Origin of the sequence: Umboniibacter marinipuniceus, from assembly GCF_003688415.1 — a bacterium.
GTDB lineage: Bacteria > Pseudomonadota > Gammaproteobacteria > Pseudomonadales > DSM-25080 > Umboniibacter > Umboniibacter marinipuniceus.
Window position 1 is genome coordinate 103124 of record NZ_REFJ01000001.1, and the last position, 17557, is coordinate 120680.

At 49.9% G+C, this 17557-nt stretch carries 20 protein-coding genes; 11 read left to right on the plus strand and 9 right to left on the minus strand.

Translation table 11 applies throughout. The features are described 5' to 3' along the window. Positions 1-324 precede the first annotated feature (324 nt). The 4 genes from coxB to DFR27_RS00555 are packed head-to-tail and all read left to right on the plus strand — an operon-like array spanning position 325 to position 4493. Complete coding sequence (gene coxB, locus DFR27_RS00540; RefSeq protein WP_121875507.1) at positions 325-1458, plus strand: cytochrome c oxidase subunit II; 1134 nt, start codon at positions 325-327, stop codon at positions 1456-1458. Between the two features lie 12 nt (positions 1459-1470). Next, the gene (ctaD, locus tag DFR27_RS00545) at positions 1471-3024 is read left to right on the plus strand and encodes a cytochrome c oxidase subunit I (RefSeq protein ID WP_121875508.1); all 1554 of its coding nucleotides are present in this window, start codon (positions 1471-1473) and stop codon (positions 3022-3024) included. Positions 3025-3035: 11 nt separating this feature from the next. Then, positions 3036-3590: a cytochrome c oxidase assembly protein gene (locus DFR27_RS00550; RefSeq protein ID WP_121875509.1), complete on the plus strand. Its 555-nt coding sequence runs from the start codon at positions 3036-3038 to the stop codon at positions 3588-3590. 12 nt (positions 3591-3602) lie between these two features. Then, positions 3603-4493 (plus strand): cytochrome c oxidase subunit 3, encoded by an 891-nt coding sequence (locus DFR27_RS00555; protein WP_121875510.1) that lies wholly within the window; start codon positions 3603-3605, stop codon positions 4491-4493. A 38-nt stretch (positions 4494-4531) separates the two neighbouring features. Here the strand turns inward: DFR27_RS00555 and DFR27_RS00560 are convergent, their stop codons facing one another. Next, positions 4532-4753 (minus strand): DUF2909 domain-containing protein, encoded by a 222-nt coding sequence (locus DFR27_RS00560; RefSeq protein WP_121875511.1) that lies wholly within the window; start codon positions 4751-4753, stop codon positions 4532-4534. A gap of 43 nt (positions 4754-4796) precedes the next feature. Between DFR27_RS00560 and DFR27_RS00565 the strand changes: the two genes are divergently transcribed. From DFR27_RS00565 to DFR27_RS00585, 5 genes are read left to right on the plus strand one after another with little or no spacing between them, the layout of a single operon-like run. Next, a complete protein-coding gene (locus DFR27_RS00565) occupies positions 4797-5525 on the plus strand; it encodes an SURF1 family protein (protein WP_170150729.1) in 729 nt (242 codons plus the stop codon). Further along, positions 5509-6099, plus strand: a complete 591-nt coding sequence (locus DFR27_RS00570) for a hypothetical protein (protein WP_121875513.1) — start codon at positions 5509-5511, stop codon at positions 6097-6099. Before DFR27_RS00565 ends, DFR27_RS00570 begins: the two co-directional genes overlap by 17 nt. A gap of 9 nt (positions 6100-6108) precedes the next feature. Further along, a complete protein-coding gene (locus DFR27_RS00575; protein ID WP_121875514.1) occupies positions 6109-7131 on the plus strand; it encodes a COX15/CtaA family protein in 1023 nt (340 codons plus the stop codon). After that, positions 7128-8054, plus strand: a complete 927-nt coding sequence (cyoE, locus tag DFR27_RS00580) for a heme o synthase (RefSeq protein ID WP_121875515.1) — start codon at positions 7128-7130, stop codon at positions 8052-8054. The genes DFR27_RS00575 and cyoE overlap by 4 nt, the downstream gene beginning before the upstream one ends. Then, a complete protein-coding gene (locus DFR27_RS00585; protein WP_121875516.1) occupies positions 8051-8716 on the plus strand; it encodes an SCO family protein in 666 nt (221 codons plus the stop codon). The genes cyoE and DFR27_RS00585 overlap by 4 nt, the downstream gene beginning before the upstream one ends. Positions 8717-8730: 14 nt before the next feature. Here the strand turns inward: DFR27_RS00585 and DFR27_RS00590 are convergent, their stop codons facing one another. Together DFR27_RS00590 and DFR27_RS00595 are read right to left on the minus strand one after the other, a co-directional pair. Further along, on the minus strand, positions 8731-9492 hold the full coding sequence (locus DFR27_RS00590; RefSeq protein ID WP_121875517.1) for a ZIP family metal transporter: 762 nt from the start codon (positions 9490-9492) through the stop codon (positions 8731-8733). A 44-nt stretch (positions 9493-9536) separates the two neighbouring features. Next, a complete protein-coding gene (locus tag DFR27_RS00595) occupies positions 9537-10499 on the minus strand; it encodes a homoserine kinase (RefSeq protein WP_121875518.1) in 963 nt (320 codons plus the stop codon). Positions 10500-10632: 133 nt separating this feature from the next. On the opposite strand from DFR27_RS00595, the gene polA reads away from it, so the two are divergent. Further along, positions 10633-13371 carry a DNA polymerase I gene (gene polA / locus DFR27_RS00600; RefSeq protein ID WP_121875519.1) on the plus strand — a complete coding sequence of 913 codons (2739 nt, stop codon included), beginning with the start codon at positions 10633-10635 and terminating at the stop codon, positions 13369-13371. 221 nt (positions 13372-13592) lie between these two features. Here the strand turns inward: polA and DFR27_RS00605 are convergent, their stop codons facing one another. The 6 genes from DFR27_RS00605 to yihA all read right to left on the minus strand — a co-directional run bounded on the left by DFR27_RS00605 (position 13593) and on the right by yihA (position 16711). After that, positions 13593-14267, minus strand: coding sequence for a type 1 glutamine amidotransferase domain-containing protein (locus DFR27_RS00605; RefSeq protein WP_121875520.1), 675 nt, complete (start codon positions 14265-14267; stop codon positions 13593-13595). A 160-nt stretch (positions 14268-14427) separates the two neighbouring features. Continuing rightward, positions 14428-14889 carry a YehS family protein gene (locus DFR27_RS00610; RefSeq protein ID WP_211327519.1) on the minus strand — a complete coding sequence of 154 codons (462 nt, stop codon included), beginning with the start codon at positions 14887-14889 and terminating at the stop codon, positions 14428-14430. Positions 14890-14932: 43 nt separating this feature from the next. Beyond that, positions 14933-15211 carry a DUF6172 family protein gene (locus DFR27_RS00615; protein WP_121875522.1) on the minus strand — a complete coding sequence of 93 codons (279 nt, stop codon included), beginning with the start codon at positions 15209-15211 and terminating at the stop codon, positions 14933-14935. A 210-nt stretch (positions 15212-15421) separates the two neighbouring features. Next, positions 15422-15595, minus strand: a complete 174-nt coding sequence (locus DFR27_RS00620; RefSeq protein ID WP_121875523.1) for a DUF2986 domain-containing protein — start codon at positions 15593-15595, stop codon at positions 15422-15424. Continuing rightward, positions 15589-15984, minus strand: a complete 396-nt coding sequence (locus DFR27_RS00625) for a VF530 family protein (protein WP_121875524.1) — start codon at positions 15982-15984, stop codon at positions 15589-15591. Before DFR27_RS00625 ends, DFR27_RS00620 begins: the two co-directional genes overlap by 7 nt. Positions 15985-16078: 94 nt before the next feature. Beyond that, a complete protein-coding gene (gene yihA / locus DFR27_RS00630; RefSeq protein WP_121875525.1) occupies positions 16079-16711 on the minus strand; it encodes a ribosome biogenesis GTP-binding protein YihA/YsxC in 633 nt (210 codons plus the stop codon). A gap of 197 nt (positions 16712-16908) precedes the next feature. Between yihA and DFR27_RS00635 the strand changes: the two genes are divergently transcribed. Continuing rightward, positions 16909-17553 (plus strand): c-type cytochrome, encoded by a 645-nt coding sequence (locus DFR27_RS00635; RefSeq protein WP_121875526.1) that lies wholly within the window; start codon positions 16909-16911, stop codon positions 17551-17553. Positions 17554-17557: the final 4 nt, after the last annotated feature.

Sequence of the window (17557 nt, forward strand, 5' to 3'; positions counted from 1 at the left end):
ATTTGTGATCACAAAACCCCCAAGATATGGATGAAATTTAAACAATACGCATAAAAATCAAACACTTTGATCAAATAAAAAGCGAAATTGATCTCTAGTTTAATTATTTTTTGTTCGTTATACTCGAACTGTTTTCTATCACAGTAGAAAACTTTCTCCTTTCCGAGCTGTAATAGGATTGGCGTTAGTCCCCGCACGAGGTGGTGTTGACGTATGCGGCTCAAACCAAACTACAATCGCCCTCATTCCGTGCAGGACTGTGCTCGAAACTACCCAAAGTTATAACGCAATAGTCATAAAAATAAGTGCATGGAGACAGAGGGAATGTTCAAAAAGGACAAGAAGGGCCTCTATTCCTTAGTGGTCGCCGCTTTTGCATCGTGTTCTGCGATGGCCGAAGAAGGTGCTCGCTGGGGTTTAAATATGACCGAAGGGGTCACGGATACAAGTCGTGAGATCTACGGTTTGCACATGGATATATTCTGGTGGTGTGTTGGCATTGGCGTCGTTGTTTTCGGCGTAATGTTCTACAGCATGATTGCTCACCGAAGAAGCGTTCGAAAGGAAGCTTCACAATTCCATGAAAGTACTACGCTAGAAATTGCTTGGACGGTGATTCCGGTCATCATTCTCGTCATTATGGCGTTACCTGCAACGAAAACCTTAGTTGATATCTACGATACCTCCGATTCGGAAATCGATATTCAGATTACCGGTTATCAATGGAAGTGGCGTTACGACTATGTAGGTCAAGATGTTAGCTTTTTCTCGAATATGCGAACTTCGCAGAATGAGATTCAGGGCGTAGCCCAGAAGGGCGAACACTACCTACTAGAAGTAGACGAGCCGCTTGTGGTGCCAACCGGTAAGAAAATTCGCTTCATTATCACAGCCAACGATGTGATCCACGCATGGTGGGTACCTGCATTGGCGGTGAAAAAAGATGCGATTCCTGGCTACAACAACGAAGCGTGGACTGTCATTGATGAGCCGGGTATTTACCGCGGTCAATGTGCGGAGCTCTGTGGTCGTGATCACGGCTTTATGCCGATTGTGGTGCAAGCGCTAGATCAGGCTGATTATGACGCTTGGCTTGAAGAAAAGCGCCAAGAGGCAGAGACCTTACGCGAGTTGATGGCGCAGAACTTTAGCTTTGAAGAGCTTATGGAGCGCGGCGAAGCCGTGTACCAGCGCAACTGTGCTGCCTGTCATGGTCCTAACGGCGAAGGTGGAGTGGGTAAAGCCATTGCAGCTAGCCCCATTGTTCGTGGGGATATCAATGCCCAGCTCGATTTGCTGGTCAATGGTGTGCCGGGAACGGCGATGCAGGCCTTTGGCAACCAACTTAATGATCTTGATATGGCCGCTGTGCTGACCTATACCCGAAGTGCTTTCGGTAACAATATGGGTGACAGCATGCAAGCCGTAGACGTTTATCAATACAAAGCAGCGCAGTAGCGGGAGGATATGATGGGAGAACATCACGGGCCTGCTAAAGGCATCACGCGTTGGTTGTATACAACCAACCACAAAGACATCGGTTCGATGTATCTCTGGTTTAGTTTTGCTATGTTTTTACTGGGCGGCATGTTCGCGCTGGTAATTCGAGCAGAGCTATTTCAGCCAGGTTTACAGCTCGTCGATCCGGGCTTTTTCAACCAAATGACAACCATGCATGGTCTCGTCATGGTGTTTGGTGCAGTTATGCCAGCCTTCGTAGGCTTGGCAAACTGGCTCATTCCCATGATGGTTGGTGCGCCAGATATGGCACTACCACGCATGAACAACTGGAGTTTTTGGATTCTACCCTTTGCGTTTGCAATGATGGTTGCCACACTCTTCATGGATGGCGGTGGCCCTAACTTCGGTTGGACCTTCTATGCGCCATTATCAACAACTTACGCGCCACCAAGCGTTACCTTCTTCATTTTTGCCGTCCATATCATGGGAGCTTCGTCAATTATGGGTGCGATTAACATCATCGCGACCATTCTGAACATGCGTGCCCCGGGTATGACGTTGATGAAGATGCCGCTGTTTGTGTGGACTTGGTTAATTACTGCATACCTATTGATTGCGGTAATGCCGGTCCTTGCGGGCGTGGTAACCATGATGCTATTCGATATCCACTTCGGTACAGCGTTCTTCGACGCGCGTGGTGGTGGTGACCCCGTCTTGTTCCAGCATGTATTCTGGTTCTTCGGGCACCCTGAAGTTTACATCATGATTCTACCGGCCTTTGGTATCGTTTCGGCAATCATTCCAACCTTTGCGCGCAAGCCGTTGTTTGGCTATGCGTCCATGGTCTATGCCACGGCGTCCATCGCAATTCTTAGCTTTATCGTTTGGGCTCACCACATGTTCACCGTGGGGATCCCTGTCGCGGGCGAGCTATTTTTCATGTACGCAACTATGTTGATTGCGGTGCCAACGGGCGTGAAGGTTTTCAACTGGATCACCACGATGTTCCGCGGGTCTATCACCTTTGAAACACCCATGTTGTTCTCAATCGCTTTTGTGATTCTGTTCACCATCGGTGGCTTCTCTGGCTTAATGTTGGCGATTGCCCCCGCAGACTTCCAGTACCACGATACCTACTTTGTTGTTGCTCACTTCCACTACGTACTCGTGCCCGGCGCTATTTTCTCAATCTTTGCAGCCGTGTATTACTGGTTGCCAAAGTGGTGTGGTCACTATGTAGATGAAGCCTTGGGTAAGACGCACTTCTGGTTGAGTTTCATTGGTCTGAACATCACGTTCTTCCCAATGCATTTCGTAGGTTTAGCAGGTATGCCTCGCCGTATTCCTGACTACGCCCTACAGTTTGCGGACTTCAACCAGATTTCGACCATCGGTGCCTTTATCTTCGGCTTCTCGCAAGTGTTCTTCCTATTTGTGGTGGTGAAGACTATCCGCAATGGTAAGAAAGCTAGCGCCAAAGTTTGGGATAGTGCTGAAGGTCTTGAGTGGACGGTTGATAGCCCAGCCCCTTACCACACCTTCACTACGCCACCTAAGGTTTAGGAGAGGACGATATGAGCGATAAGCAAAACAAGCAAATTCAACGTCAGGTGGCCAAACTGTCCATTGTTGTGGTTGCCATGTTCGCTTTCGTTTTTGTTGTAATGGTGCCCCTGTACAACCTCTTTTGTGAGGTTACGGGGCTCAACGGAAAGACAGGCGGGCCTTATCAAGCTGAGCAGATTGTTGTTGATGAAACCAGAACCATTAGGGTTCAGATGATTTCGATGAACAACGAGGAAATGCCCTGGCAGTTTGGCCCCGAAGTTGAGGAAGTCTTTGTTCACCCAGGAGAGCAAGTGCAAGTGAATTACTTCGCTACTAATCCAACGGGTAACGAGATGGTCGCGCAAGCGGTGCCTAGCGTACTGCCATTTAGGGCAAGTAGTTACTTCCATAAAACTGAGTGCTTTTGCTTCAACCAACAAACGTTGGCTGCCGGCGAAAGCATTGAGATGCCGTTGGTATTTATCGTTGACCCTGAAGTACCAGACAACGTGAGTACCATTACCCTGTCGTACACAATATTTGACGTTTCACCGGCGCGCGCGTCGGTGGGCGCAAAATAGAGGAGACTTATTATGTCTGCTGAAGGAACGTATTACGTACCGGAGCAAAGCAAGCTGCCAATTTTGGCATCCCTCGCATTGTTCTTAACTGTGTTTGGCGCTGGTTTATGGCTAAATGGATCTAGTAACGGCCCATGGGTGTTCGCCTTTGGCGGCCTCTTTTTTTCCGGCGTTTTGTATAGCTGGTTTGCCACCGCTGCACGCGAAAACTTAGCGGGTATGAACTCTGCTCAGCTCAAACGCTCCTATGTTTGGGGTATGGGTTGGTTTATCTTCTCGGAAGTGATGTTCTTCGCAGCCTTCTTCGGTGCGCTGTTTTATGTTCGTGCTTTCGCGCTACCGTGGTTAGGTGGCGAAGGTGATAAAGCGGTTACTAACGAGCTTTGGAATGGGTTTCAGGCCACCTGGCCACTAATGGTAACTCCTGACCAAGCGGCTAACGGTGACAGCGCAATTTTCAAAGGCCCGGGTGAAGTTATTCCTTGGAACGGCTTACCGCTCCTGAACACCATCCTTCTGCTGCTCTCCAGTGTAACGGTTCACTTCGCGCATCATGCGCTAAAGCATGATCAGCGTAAGAAGTTCCATAACTGGCTCATTGCCACGCTTATTTTGGGTGTTGCTTTCCTATTCTTCCAAGCTGAAGAATATTGGGTAGCTTATACGCAGTTGGGTTTGACACTTGATTCGGGTATTTATGGATCAACGTTCTTCTTGCTTACCGGCTTCCACGGTCTTCACGTTACCTTGGGTACCTTCATGCTATTCGTACAGTTGGTGCGTAGTTATAGGGGTCACTTCAAGGCGGATGATCATTTCGGCTTTGAAGCCTCAAGCTGGTATTGGCATTTTGTTGATGTAGTTTGGGTAGGTTTGTTTATCTTCGTCTACGTCTTGGTGTGAGCAAATAAGAGGGCCGTGTTTATTGGCCCTCCGCTTGTTTAGTAGCGGTTGGACCAAGGTGCACCCACCTGAAGCTGGCCGCTCCAAATACCATAAGCAATGGTGCCTATCAGTGCGGTCGCTAGGGCAATTCGAACCCCTAGCGCCCACATTAGCCGCCTTTTATTGCTCGCTGCGTGATCTTTCATCAGAAAGACGAAGCCGCTGGTCAGCGAAATAACCATAGCGATAAACAAGACTGCGATAAGAATTTTAAGCACGAGTTCCGCTCCCATAAAAATGTGTGATGAGGTATTAAAGCACATGCTTAGTCAAAATCCTGCAACAAATCGTCGCCTGCATGGCTCCTTTCATTTGCTATGCTTGGCGTTGCTGATTCTGTTGATAAACCTGGGCTTTTGGCAGCTAGATCGAGCAGCTTGGCGAGCGGATCAGTGGCAAGCAATGGAACAGCAGTTACAGCAGCCGGCGATCAGTTTGAACTCGGCAGGAGCTTTCCCAGCCCATAGGCTGGTGACGGCGCAGGGTCGGTGGCTGAATCAAGAGGCTCTATTGCTGCAAAATCGAACCTATGATGGCCAGGCTGGGGTAGAAGTGTTGGTTCCCTTCCAAACCACTCAGGGTTTAGTGCTGGTTAACCGAGGATTCGTTGCCTGGAACTATGGCGCCGTATTGCCTTCGGTCAATCCAGCTACTAGTTTAGAGATACTTGGGCGAATTGCCCCAGTGGACGAAAACCCAGTGTTAGCTAACGTAGATAGCGCTGATAATCCCCTCGTTCAAACACGAGACTTAGCCGTGTTATCAACACGTCTCGGGGCGCCGATAGTGAGCGAAGTCCGGTTAGTGGCGGAGCATCCCGATGCACTGGCTACCAATTGGCAGTTCAATCGAATTGGCCCAGAAAAACATATCGGCTACGCCGTGCAATGGTTTTGCATGAGCTTTGCTTTGCTAATTCTCTGGGTTGTGGTATTCATAAGAAGTAAAAAAAATAATAATAATGGAGAGGTTCATGCAGATGTACGCTGAAGATTCCCTCACCGAGGCAACGATACGATCTAACAAGCGCAAGCTTGCTGTTCTACTGATCATTCCCCTGGTGGTTCTTGCGATAGCTTATGCTGTCTTTTATACGGGTGTAGGTGTCCCAACTGGTACAACTAATAAGGGCGAGCTAGTTCAGCCCCCTATCGCCACGGAAGACTTTGTTTACAACCAACTCGATGGCAGTTTATACACGCCTGAGCCGCTCTGGCACATGGTTATCCCGGTGATGGGAGACTGCAGTGTTACCTGTAGAGAGACGTTATACACCACACGCCAGGTTCATTTGCGACAGGGCAAGCGGGCCATCGACATAGACCGAATTGCGGTCCTAACTAGCCCGCCTTCCTCCGAGTTTGTGGCATACATGGAGGCTGAGCATCCTCGCACAGCTATCGTGATTGCCAACCAAGCCCAATGGGCTCTGGTAACCGGCCCAACACAAGCCGCCGATGGCGACTACTTCCTGGTGGATCCACGCGGCTGGCTGATGATGGCATATCGCAGCGAGCATACGGGCGAAGATCTGTTGTTCGACCTGAAAAAGCTGATTCGCTGAGGAGGCACTATGAACAATAGAATAGTGCTCGCTCGGAAAGTGGTCATCGCTGCGCTCGTGATTACTGCATTAGCGGTTAATCTGGGAGCCTTTACTCGCTTGGTTGACGCTGGCTTGGGCTGCCCTGACTGGCCAGGATGTTATGGTCATGCCCTGTGGCCAAACGAAGTCCACGAAGTGGCTGCGGCCAACCAAGCGTTTCCCGATACGCCCGTAGAAGCTGATAAGACTTGGCCAGAAATGGTTCACCGTTATTTCGCCTCTACCGTTGGTTTATTCATTATTGGTTTGGTCTTGTTGTGTTGGCGCAACGGGCCTCGAAAGCTGTCAATTGGCCTGCTATTCATGGTGCTACTTCAAGGCGCATTTGGAGCGTGGACGGTAACACTCAAGCTCTGGCCGCAGGTTGTGACGCTTCATTTGCTGGGCGGCTTCACGACTTTGGCACTGCTTTGGTTACTCTTTCAGCGGCTCTGGCAGTTTAAGTGGCCAGAGAATAGCGGTCTGCTTGCTGTGAAGCGCTTGGCCATTGTGGCAACTATTGCGGTGGTTATGCAGGTTGCTTTAGGAGGTTGGACATCCTCAAATTATGCTGCGTTGGCATGTACTGATTTACCCACCTGCCACGGCTATTGGCTGCCCACCGCTGATTACCAAGAGGGTTTTGATATATTTCAAGAGATTGGCCCCAACTACTTGGGCGGTCAGCTTGATAATGACGCCCGAATTGCGATTCACTTCAGCCATCGTGTTGGTGCCATTGTCGTTACCTTGATTCTATTAACGCTGCTATTAAAAGTTTGGCGAGCTGGCGATTACTTCGCCCGTCGCTGGGCCATCCTAACGACGTTCATTTTAACTGCGCAGATCTTACTGGGCTTAAGTAACATCATCTTCGCCTTGCCACTTAGCGTGGCGGTATTACACAACGCTGGCGGCGCTGCCCTGTTGCTATGTCTGGTCACTTTAAACCATCGCCTATTTACCATGGCAACAAACGCGCAGCACGCTGCCGTGGAGCAACGAGTATGACGCAAACAACGAGTATTTCCGAACGTCCTATATGGCGTGACTACCTGGAGTTGAGTAAGCCCAATGTTGTGGCATTGATGATCGTTACCTCTGCTATCGGCATGGTGTTGTCCACACCTGGCTTAATCCCCTTGGATGTGTTCGTGTTGGGTAACTTAGGTATTGCCCTTTGCGCCGGGTCGGCTGCGGCGGTCAATCATCTCGTTGATCAACGCATTGATACGCAAATGGCGCGCACGCAAAATCGGCCGGTCGCTACCGGCCGTCTTAGCACCACACAAGGTGTGTTGTTCGCCCTCGTGACAGGCGGGTTGGGTATGGGGATTTTGTTCGCCTTTATTAACGCCTTGACCGCTTGGTTAACCTTCGCATCGCTGTTGGGTTACGCTGTGGTCTACACACTCTATTTAAAACGTGCCACACCACAAAACATTGTGATAGGTGGTCTGGCGGGAGCGGCTCCGCCGCTGTTAGGTTGGGTAGCCGTCACCGGCGAAATTCATCCTCACGCATTGCTCTTAGTGCTGGTCATTTATATCTGGACACCACCACACTTTTGGGCGTTGGCCATTCATCGCCGTGACGACTATGCCAAGGCAGACATTCCAATGCTGCCGGTCACCCATGGCATTCCTTACACTAAGTTGCACGTGCTGCTTTATACCGTAATTCTTCTGCTGGTAACGGTGCTACCCTGGCTGACAGGAATGTTTGGGCTACTCTACTTGGCCGCAGCAGTGATCCTAGGCGCCGGTTTCCTCTACTGGAGCTTGATTCTCTATTTCGATAAGCATCCCAATGCCGGAATGGAAACCTTCAAATATTCCATCGTCTATTTACTCGTGTTGTTCGTGGCGATGATTCTAGATCATTACCTCATGACACCCACCTTCAGCATTCAAGCTACTGGAGCTTTAGTATGACCGCAGCAGTTACCTCACAACAGTCAAAGGGCATTAAATGGACCTTAGCGCTAACGGTTGGGTTTTCATTGTTGATGCTAATTGGCTTTCTTTGGAAGTTTACTCAGCCCCGAGTACTTTCGACTCCTGAACTACGTGCGAATAATGCGTTTGTATTTGAGACCGCAAGAATTCCACGCCCATTTCAACTCCTCGATGAATCCGGTGCGCCGGCTGACAATAGTATCTTCGAAGGTAAGTGGACGCTGGCGTTCTTCGGTTTCGTTAATTGCCCAGATATTTGCCCCTCGGCAATGGCGCAAATGCGTGATATGAAAGCAATGCTGGAGAATCAAGGTCGAGCCGAAAACGTGCAGTTTATGCTGGTAAGTGTGGATCCAGACCGAGATAGTGCTGAGATCTTAGGCCCCTATGTGCGCTTTTTTGATGAAGATTTCCGCGGTTTGACGGGGGAGTATCTACAGGTGAAGCAATTAGCCGCCGATTTCAATGTGGCGTTTAATAAAGTCTACGCCGATGAAAGCTATTACTCGGTGGATCACAGCGGCAATATAGCGCTGATTAATCCTTATGGGCACTATCAGGGCTTCTTCAAGCCCCCCTTTCTTCCCAGCCAGCTCGTCTTGACGTTCAACTCTATTCGTCAATCTTGGCGTGGCTAACACCGAACTCGTGGCTAGTGAACGCTAGCCACGACGGCCATCAGTACGAAGCCAATAATCACGAAATTGAAATCTCTACGGTTACAGCAGCGATTGATTAAGGTGGCGCGCGTTAGACCGTGAAGTGTACCTAAATATAAGAAGGTACCTGCCGCGAAGGCATTAAAAGAAGGCTCTAAAAGCTGCGCCGTAGTACTTGCACTGGCGTCGGCAGTGATCACACCGGCAACAATACCCAGCGGAAAGGCAAAGGCGAATAGCCCAAATGCCACTAGATTGCTTTGCAATGACTTGCCGCTTTGAACTAGTTTCACGGCTAGGGCGAAACTGGCAGCCCACTTGTGTGCAAGAACGGCGACCATAATGATAATGGCCGTACTCAGGTGATCAGTGGAGCCCAGCGCGGCGCCAGCAAGAACCGAATGAATAGAGAGCACAGCAGTGGATAACCATGCGTAGGCAGGGCTATTGGCATGATGATGATCAGCGAGGTGGGTGCCAAGATGTTCCAACCAAAGTAGCAGCAAGAACACGACGCCCGCACCTACAAAGGCAAACGGGTAGTGGTAGCCTAAATCATGGAAGGCTTCGTTTGCTTCAGGGAGCATATGCAGCAGTGCCGCACCCAGAAAGATACCGCAGGCCAGCGCTTCGCCCGTTGAGTAATCTACGCCGATACGCTTGCGATGTTGATGTCGGAATGGCGGCATGCCTGCCAGCCAAGTGACGATGAATATCAGTATTGAAAAACCGATCAACATTAAGGTGTGATCCATGAAAGAATCTCTTCGCGATGATTAATGAATTTGCACGGAGTATATCAACAGTATTGTGCAATATCGCTAGGATGTGCAATTAATTGCGCTAATCGTCGGCGTAGCTGGTAGGCCGACTTTAAACGCCGGCCAGTCTGCTGTAATTCATCTTCACGACGCGATAGCCAGAAGCGCATCATGGCCACCCTAGAAACTAACCACCAGAGCGATAGCTCTTGGGTGGTGATTGGCCTAATAGCATTATAACGGGCGATAAGCTGTTGCAGCTTGTGGCTATCATAGTTGTTATTCTGCTCATCCCAACACCAGTCATTTGCCACAATGGCTACGTCGAGAAGAAAAACGTCCGTTGCCGAGAAATAGAAGTCAATGACCGCCGAAAGCTGACCATCGTGAAACAGCGCGTTGTCGTGGAAGAGGTCGGCATGAACAATACCGCTGGGTAGTGAACTTAAGGTATCGAGGTGCTGCAGGTGATCAGCGAACTGTTGATCTACAAGCTCCTGTTCAGCCGTTTCTAGGCCTTGGTAGATAGATTCTGCCGTACGCTGCATCCAGTCGAGGCCCCGAGTGTTAACCTGGTGCAATGCGGGCGGTCGGACGTGACTAAGGTGCATAGCCGCGAGAAATTCACCAGCTTGACCACATTGGTCAGCGGTGGGTTGAGTTACGTGGCCACCTTCCGCTCGAGGGAATAGCAGCGCAGCTTTAGACTCAAAATGCACCACTGCTTCGCCGTCGCCGGTCCGATATGGACAGGGAACCGCAAGGCCGCGGTCCGCGAGTTTGGTGGTCAGCTCAATAAAGAACGGCAAGTCCTCTGACTTGAGGTATTCGAAAATGGTGAGAACGGCTTCCTCAATCTTTCCGTCACGGCTGAAGTCTACGAAGTAGGTGGTATTTTCAATGCCATCTTCGATTCCACGAAACGAGACCACCTCACCAAGTTTAAACGGTTCGCACAGTGTCTGCAGTTGTGCGGTGGTGAGTTGAGTGTAAACGGCCATGAAAGGTCTCCAAGCTTCGATCTGATAGAGCGATAGTACCACCAAGCGATTAGTGAAAATAGCCTTCGAAGTGGCTGATAATCATTGTAAATCGCGTTATTCTTTAGCTTAAATTTTATCGGTAGTGAAATCTATGACTCAGGCCACAACGCCCCTCGTTCTCGTTGACGGTTCCTCGTACCTCTATCGCGCCTTCCACGCGATGCCGCCATTGAATAATTCAAAGGGCCAGCCCACTGGCGCCGTTAAAGGTGTTATCAATATGATGCGCCGGTTGCTCAAGGATTACCCTGGTAGCCCCGTAGCGGTAGTTTTTGATGCGAAGGGCAAGACCTTCCGCGACGAACGCTATAGTGAATATAAGGCACAGCGTCCACCTATGCCGGACGATCTGCGTTCCCAAATTCAGCCTATCCATGACATTATTGATGCGATGGGCCTCCCGCGCATTGTTGTGGAGGGTGTAGAAGCGGACGATGTGATCGGCACGCTCGCACGCGAAGCGACGGAAAAAGGCATTCATACTATTATCTCCACCGGAGATAAGGACATGGCACAGTTGGTCAACGAGTTCGTGACGCTCGAGAACACCATGACCGAAACTAAGTTGGACCCGGCAGGTGTGGTTGAGAAGTTCGGCGTTGGGCCTGAGTTAATTATTGATTTATTGGCGCTCATGGGCGACAAGGCCGATAACATTCCGGGCGTTCCTGGCGTTGGCGCAAAAACGGCGCTGGGGTTGATACAAGGCCTCGGTAGTATCGCTCAGATCTATGAGCGACTCGACGAAGTGGCAACACTAAGCTTTCGTGGCGCCAAGACCATGGCGCCAAAGCTGGAAGCAAATCGTGAAGCGGCAGAAATGTCCTATTGGTTGGCCACCATCAAAGTTGACTGCGAGCTAGCGGTAGGTGCCGAAGACCTCGCCGTTAAGGACCCAGATAACGAGCGATTGGCTGAATTGTACGAAGCCATGGAATTTAAAACTTGGATACGAGAGCTAGGCGGAACCGTGACAGCGGCCGCTGCGGAACCTGCAGCCCCAGTGGCTCCAGCGCCAACTAATGTAGAGTACGAAACAATTCTGACCCAGTCGGCTTTGGATGAGTGGTTAAGCTTGTTACATGAGTCCGTACTGATCGCTTTTGACACCGAGACCACAAGCCTTAACTATATGGATGCCAAGATAGTAGGCGTGTCCTTCTCGGTGGAAGCCGGTAAGGCAGCCTACGTCCCGCTCGCCCACGACTATCTAGACGCGCCCCAACAGCTTGATAGAGATACGGTGCTGCAGGCACTGAAGCCAATTTTGGAAGATCCAACTAAGCAGATCGTAGGTCAAAACCTCAAGTATGATCAGAGCGTTCTCGCGCATTACGATATCCAGATAGCGAACATCTGCTTCGATACCATGCTGGAGAGCTACGTTCTTAATAGTGTTGGCTCAAAACATGATATGGATACGTTGGCAGACAGACACCTTGGCGTAAAAACCATATCTTTCGAGGAGATTGCTGGAAAGGGTGCAAAGCAACTCAGCTTCAATCAAATTGACATTGCTACCGCTGCGCCCTACGCCGCGGAGGATGCCGATATCACGTTACGATTGCACCAGCAGCTCTTCGGACAATTGTTGACGCAGCCGGCGTTGCTTTCGCTTTATAATCGTGTTGAACGTCCACTGATTGATGTCTTGTCACGGATTGAGCGAACCGGAGTGATGATCGACCCGGCGCAGTTAGCGAAGCAAAGTGTTGAGTTAGCGGCAACCATCACGCAGTTGGAGAATCAAGCCCACGAGATTGCCGGTGAAAGCTTTAATCTTGGTTCAACTAAGCAACTCGGTGAGATTCTCTACAACAAGCTTGGTATTCCGGTTAAAAAGAAGACTCCTAAGGGGGCTCCGTCAACCGCTGAGCCGGCCTTGATTGAGTTAGCTGAAGAATACGAATTGCCGCAGGTCATTCTGCAGTACCGTAGCGCCACAAAGTTAAAATCTACGTACGTGGATAAGTTGCCACAACTCATTAACCCTACCACTCAGCGTGTACACACGAGTTATCATCAAGCCGTTACGGCAACGGGTCGGCTATCAAGTTCTGACCCAAACCTCCAAAATATCCCAATTCGAACCGCTGAAGGACGCAGAATTCGACAGGCCTTCGTAGCACCTCCTGGTTATGTAATGTTGGCGGCGGATTATTCGCAGGTTGAGCTGCGGATCATGGCGCACCTCTCGGGCGACAAAGGCCTGATTGCCGCCTTCTCGGCTGGCGAAGATATTCACCGGGCAACGGCGGCAGAAGTATTTGGCCTATTACCCATGGAAGTTGATGCCGAAAGTCGCCGTAAGGCTAAGGCCATTAACTTTGGCCTCATTTATGGTATGGGTGCTTTCGGGCTAGCGAAACAGATCAATGTCGGCCGTAAGGATGCCCAGGCATACATTGAGCGCTACTTTGAACGCTACCCTGGTGTAGCGAACTACATGGAGCGAATTCGCGCTCAAGCTGCCGATCAAGGATATGTAGAAACTTTGTATGGGCGCAGACTGTATCTACCTGACATCAACAGCACCAATGGCATGCGTCGCCAAGCCGCGGAGCGAACCGCTATTAACGCGCCCATGCAGGGAACCGCGGCAGACATCATCAAGCGGGCCATGATAGCCGTAGATAAATGGCTGGTTGAAGATCAGGTTGACGCGAGAGTGGTGATGCAGGTTCACGATGAACTGGTCCTTGAGGTCAAAGAGGATCAGGCCCAACAGGTGGCGATTTCGTTGTGTAAGATTATGTCAAAAGCGGCCGATTTGGACGTTCCTCTAGTGGCTGATTATGGCATCGGAACCAACTGGGATGAGGCGCATTAAATTTTTTTTCAAAAAGTTTTGAACTTTTTTAACTGGGACGCTGTCTTATAAACAGTTATTCATTAATCCCTAATGTTTACGTCCCCAGATATTTAACCCTAGCCTTTGCTAGGGTTTTTTTTGCCTGTTGGAAAGTGGTGGCCATCCATGCTCAAGCCAGTGGGCCACTTGTTAACAGGGGGCGGCACTGAACGTCGTGGCGCTCAGTGTTTAAGACCGCGTTACTGAGCGAGCAGTTTAGCTACCGCTTCGCCCACAGCGTGAGCGCTGGCTGGATTTTGGCCGGTAATGACACGCTCGTCTTCTACCACAAAACTTCCCCAAGGCTGAACCTTGCTGTAGCGCGCTGCGTTACGTGCTAATGCTTCTTCCAATAGGAATGGGATGTTATCTATGGTCCCGTAATCGACTTCTTCTTCACGAGTGAAACCTGTTACTGAAGTGTGTGCGAGCAATTTCTCGCCGTTACTGAGCGTGATAGGAAGTAACGCTGCAGGACCATGACACACAGCTGCCACAATGCCGCCGTCTTCATAGTGCTTTGCACTGATGGCGGCAAAGTCTTTATCTTCCGCCAAGTCAGAGAGTAGTCCGAAGCCGCCAGGGTAGAAAACCGCATCATAGGCATCGCCATCAACTTCACCAACGGGAATTGAGTTAGCTAACTTTTCCTGAAGTGTCGCATCAGCTAGCAACTGGGTGTTTACGGCATCATCGGGCATGTCGGTGCCATAAACGGGTACTTTGCCGCCGCCGATAGAGGCGATGTCGTAGTCAAAACCGGCATCGAGAAAAACCTTGAGCGCATGGGTAAGCTCTGGCGCGAAAGTGCCGTTGGCTTCGTCAGTTGAACCCAGCGTTGCGTGGTTGGTAACTGGAATAAGAATCTTCTTCATAGTTGTACCCTCTGAATTTAAAGCAATCACTAGTGCCCTATTGGACAGTCTGTGCGTAGGGTACGCGAGAAAATATATTTCGGTACCGTTATAAATAACTAGATCCGATCTGGCGAAGATGTCGTCGTTCCTCTACTTATTGCGAGTAGAGGAGCCGAGACTATTTGCTTGGTTTTGCTTTCGTGGGGCGGTAATGCTTAGTCATGCCATCTAACACACTGCGTAAAAACTGATCGAGGCAGGCGCGATAATTTTTGTGGCCAGGGCGACGAAACAATGCGCTGAGTTCGTGCTTGCTGACCTTCAAATCCGCTAGCTTCAGCATCGCTAGTAGGTCATCAGCCTGGAGATTGAGGGCAATCTTTAGCTTGCGAAGGACAATATTATTACTCATCTTCGACTCAGGCTCCGGAATACCGTCTTCCCGCGCACCGCGATTCTTAATAATTAAGCCGTTCAGAAAGCGAGCCAAAATTTCATCGGGGCAGCGCACAAAATTATCTTCCTCTTCGCGAGCCAGCCAGGTGTGCAGTTCTTCTTTGGTGGATTCATGGCCGCCAAGCTTGAAGATCTCGAGTGTTATTGGATCGCTAAAATCGAACATGTAGCGCACGCGGCGCAAGATATCGTTGGTAATGATAAGCGTAGCTCCCTAATTTGAGTGCTTAGTCTGCGTAAACCGGTTGTGCTGTCAGTTCCACATAGATAGTGAGAATATTGTTATCAACAAGCTCATCGATGTGGCTATTCAACGTTGGAAGTGTAATGGCTACCGCGGTCTCCTCGGACTGTCCGAACTTGCAATCAAAACGCCAGTAATTAGCGCCTGCAGGTAGCGCTTTAGCACGCTCTCGCTTGAGGAATTTTTTGATCTCGTGTTTTACCGAGTCTACAACCCGAGGCACTTTAATTTTGGGGTGCTCCAGCTTAAACGTCTTTTTCATGGGAATCCTTAAGAGTAGTGACCTAATGCGAGGCATTAAGCGCTATGCAAGAATGAAGTATCTATTGGCGCGCATTCTAACACTTCTGGTGTAAGACGCGCCTATTTGCTGCCGTATTTGCGTCAGAATGGGTAAGCTTTTACCCCTACAGTTAATAGTAGTGTAGCGTGCTGAAGTGTAGGCGAATAAGCACGCTTAGCGAGCGGTTACTCAAGGTTGCTCAGTATTCGTTTGCGCTGCTTCAATCTCGCTCGTTGTCGCGGCTAACTTTGCTCGCTCTGCTTTGCTTACATACTTCGGCTTTGAAGCGGGAGAAAGTTTGGCGTTAGCCTTCTTCTTTTTTGCTAAGAATAACTGCTTGGCCTTTTTACGGCGATTTACCATCGGCGCCCCCGAGACGAGAATTCGGCTGCTTTACGTTCTCGCTCTCGCTGCAATCGCTCAGCGTCCTCTAAGCTTAATTCAGCCGGTTCCCCAGGCTTCTGATGCGAGGGCACGATGCGATCACGCGGGGGGAGCTGAAATTGATCATCGGTGGCTCTAGGTAGGCTCTTATACTCGTAGAGATAAAACGCCTCTACCTTCTCCCTTGCCCATTGAGTCTTTTTAAGGAACTTAATGCTCGATTCGATACTAGGGTTAGTTTTGAAGCAATTGATGTTCAGGTAAGCGTAGAGAATTTCGAAGCCGTAGTGCGCAACAATTTCGCCAACGAGGGTCTCGAGCTTTAAGCCATGAAGAGGGTTGGCTTTGTAATCTATATTGGAGGTCATAGGGATTGCCGTGTTGGAAGGCTTCCAATGGAGAAGAAGCTTAGATTGTGACGGCGCTAAACGATAACCGTACAGCGCCAATGCTGTGTGTAGTTTAGTCTAAGACTTCGAATTCGCCTTCGTCTTCAAAATCACTTAGATCAAGCCAAGCATTCAGGTGGCCGCGTAGTTGGTCCAAGCCAGTTCGCTTGGTGGCCGAAAAAACTTGAGCCGTTACTTGCGGGCCGTATGAACTGACCGCTTTCTGTACGCCAAGCAACGTGGACTGTGCTGGACCGCGCTTAAGCTTATCCGCTTTGGTGAGCAAGATATGGACAGGCATTTGTGCCTTAGCGGCCCAGTCCAGCATGTGGATATCGAACTCCTTTAAGGGGTGCCTAATATCGGAAAGCAAAATTACGCCGCGCAGACAAAGACGACGCTCTAGGTAATCTGAGAGATGTTTCTGCCAATGTTCTTTTACCGCAACAGGGACTTTCGCATAGCCGTAGCCCGGCAAATCAACGAGGCGCTGTTCTTCGTTCATGGCAAAAAAGTTAATAAGCTGAGTACGACCAGGGGTCTTGGACGTTCTCGCGAGTGCTTTCTGATCACAGAGGGTATTAATTGCCGACGACTTACCGGCATTTGATCGGCCTGCAAAGGCAACTTCAGCGCCTATATCCTCAGGACACTGAGACAATTTGGCCGCACTTGTGACGAAACTCGCCTGTCGAAAATCTACCATGTAATATTGCCTCGTTAGTCGCTGACGAAAAGAAAGCGATAGTATATAATGCCGATCATCCATACAATAGGTAGGGAATCTAGTTAATTTTAGCGTAAACCGTTGCATTTGCGGTGATGGCGACCTAAATTGACTACAACGGAATAGCGAGTACATCATATTGCTCGTCGGATAACATCACTATTGGGTAAATCGTAATGAATAAGCTTTTCAAGGGTATGCTTTTATCGTTAGGTCTTGTAGCTATGTCTCCAGCAATGGCGGCTGGTGATGCAAGCGCCGGAGAATCTAAGTCAGCTGTGTGTGCAGCTTGCCATGGCGCAGACGGTAATTCAGTTAATCCAGCATGGCCTAAAATTGCTGGTCAGGGCGAGAAGTACTTGCTTAAGCAGCTTCGTGACGTAAAGTCTGGCGAACGTAACATCCCAGAGATGACCGGCATTGTTGCCAATATGACTGACCAAGACTTCCAAGATCTCGCTGCCTATTATGCGGCAGGTACTATGCAGTTGTCCGGTGCGAGCGCAGATGATGCCGAACTACTAGCCGAAGGTGAAGCACTGTTCCGCGGTGGCGATCTTGAGCGTGGTGTTGCGGCGTGTATCGGTTGTCACAGTCCAACCGGTTTAGGCAATGCCCCGGCAGGTTTCCCGCGTTTGTCGGGCCAGCATGCTGACTATGTTGCTACGCAGTTGCATGCCTTCCGAACCGGTGCTGATGACCCAACCAATAGCTCTGCACGTACCAATGATGGCGATTCGCGCATTATGCGTGACGTGGCTGGAATGCTAAGTGATCGTCAGATCCGCGCATTGGCGAACTACATTGCGGGTGTTAACTAAGTCA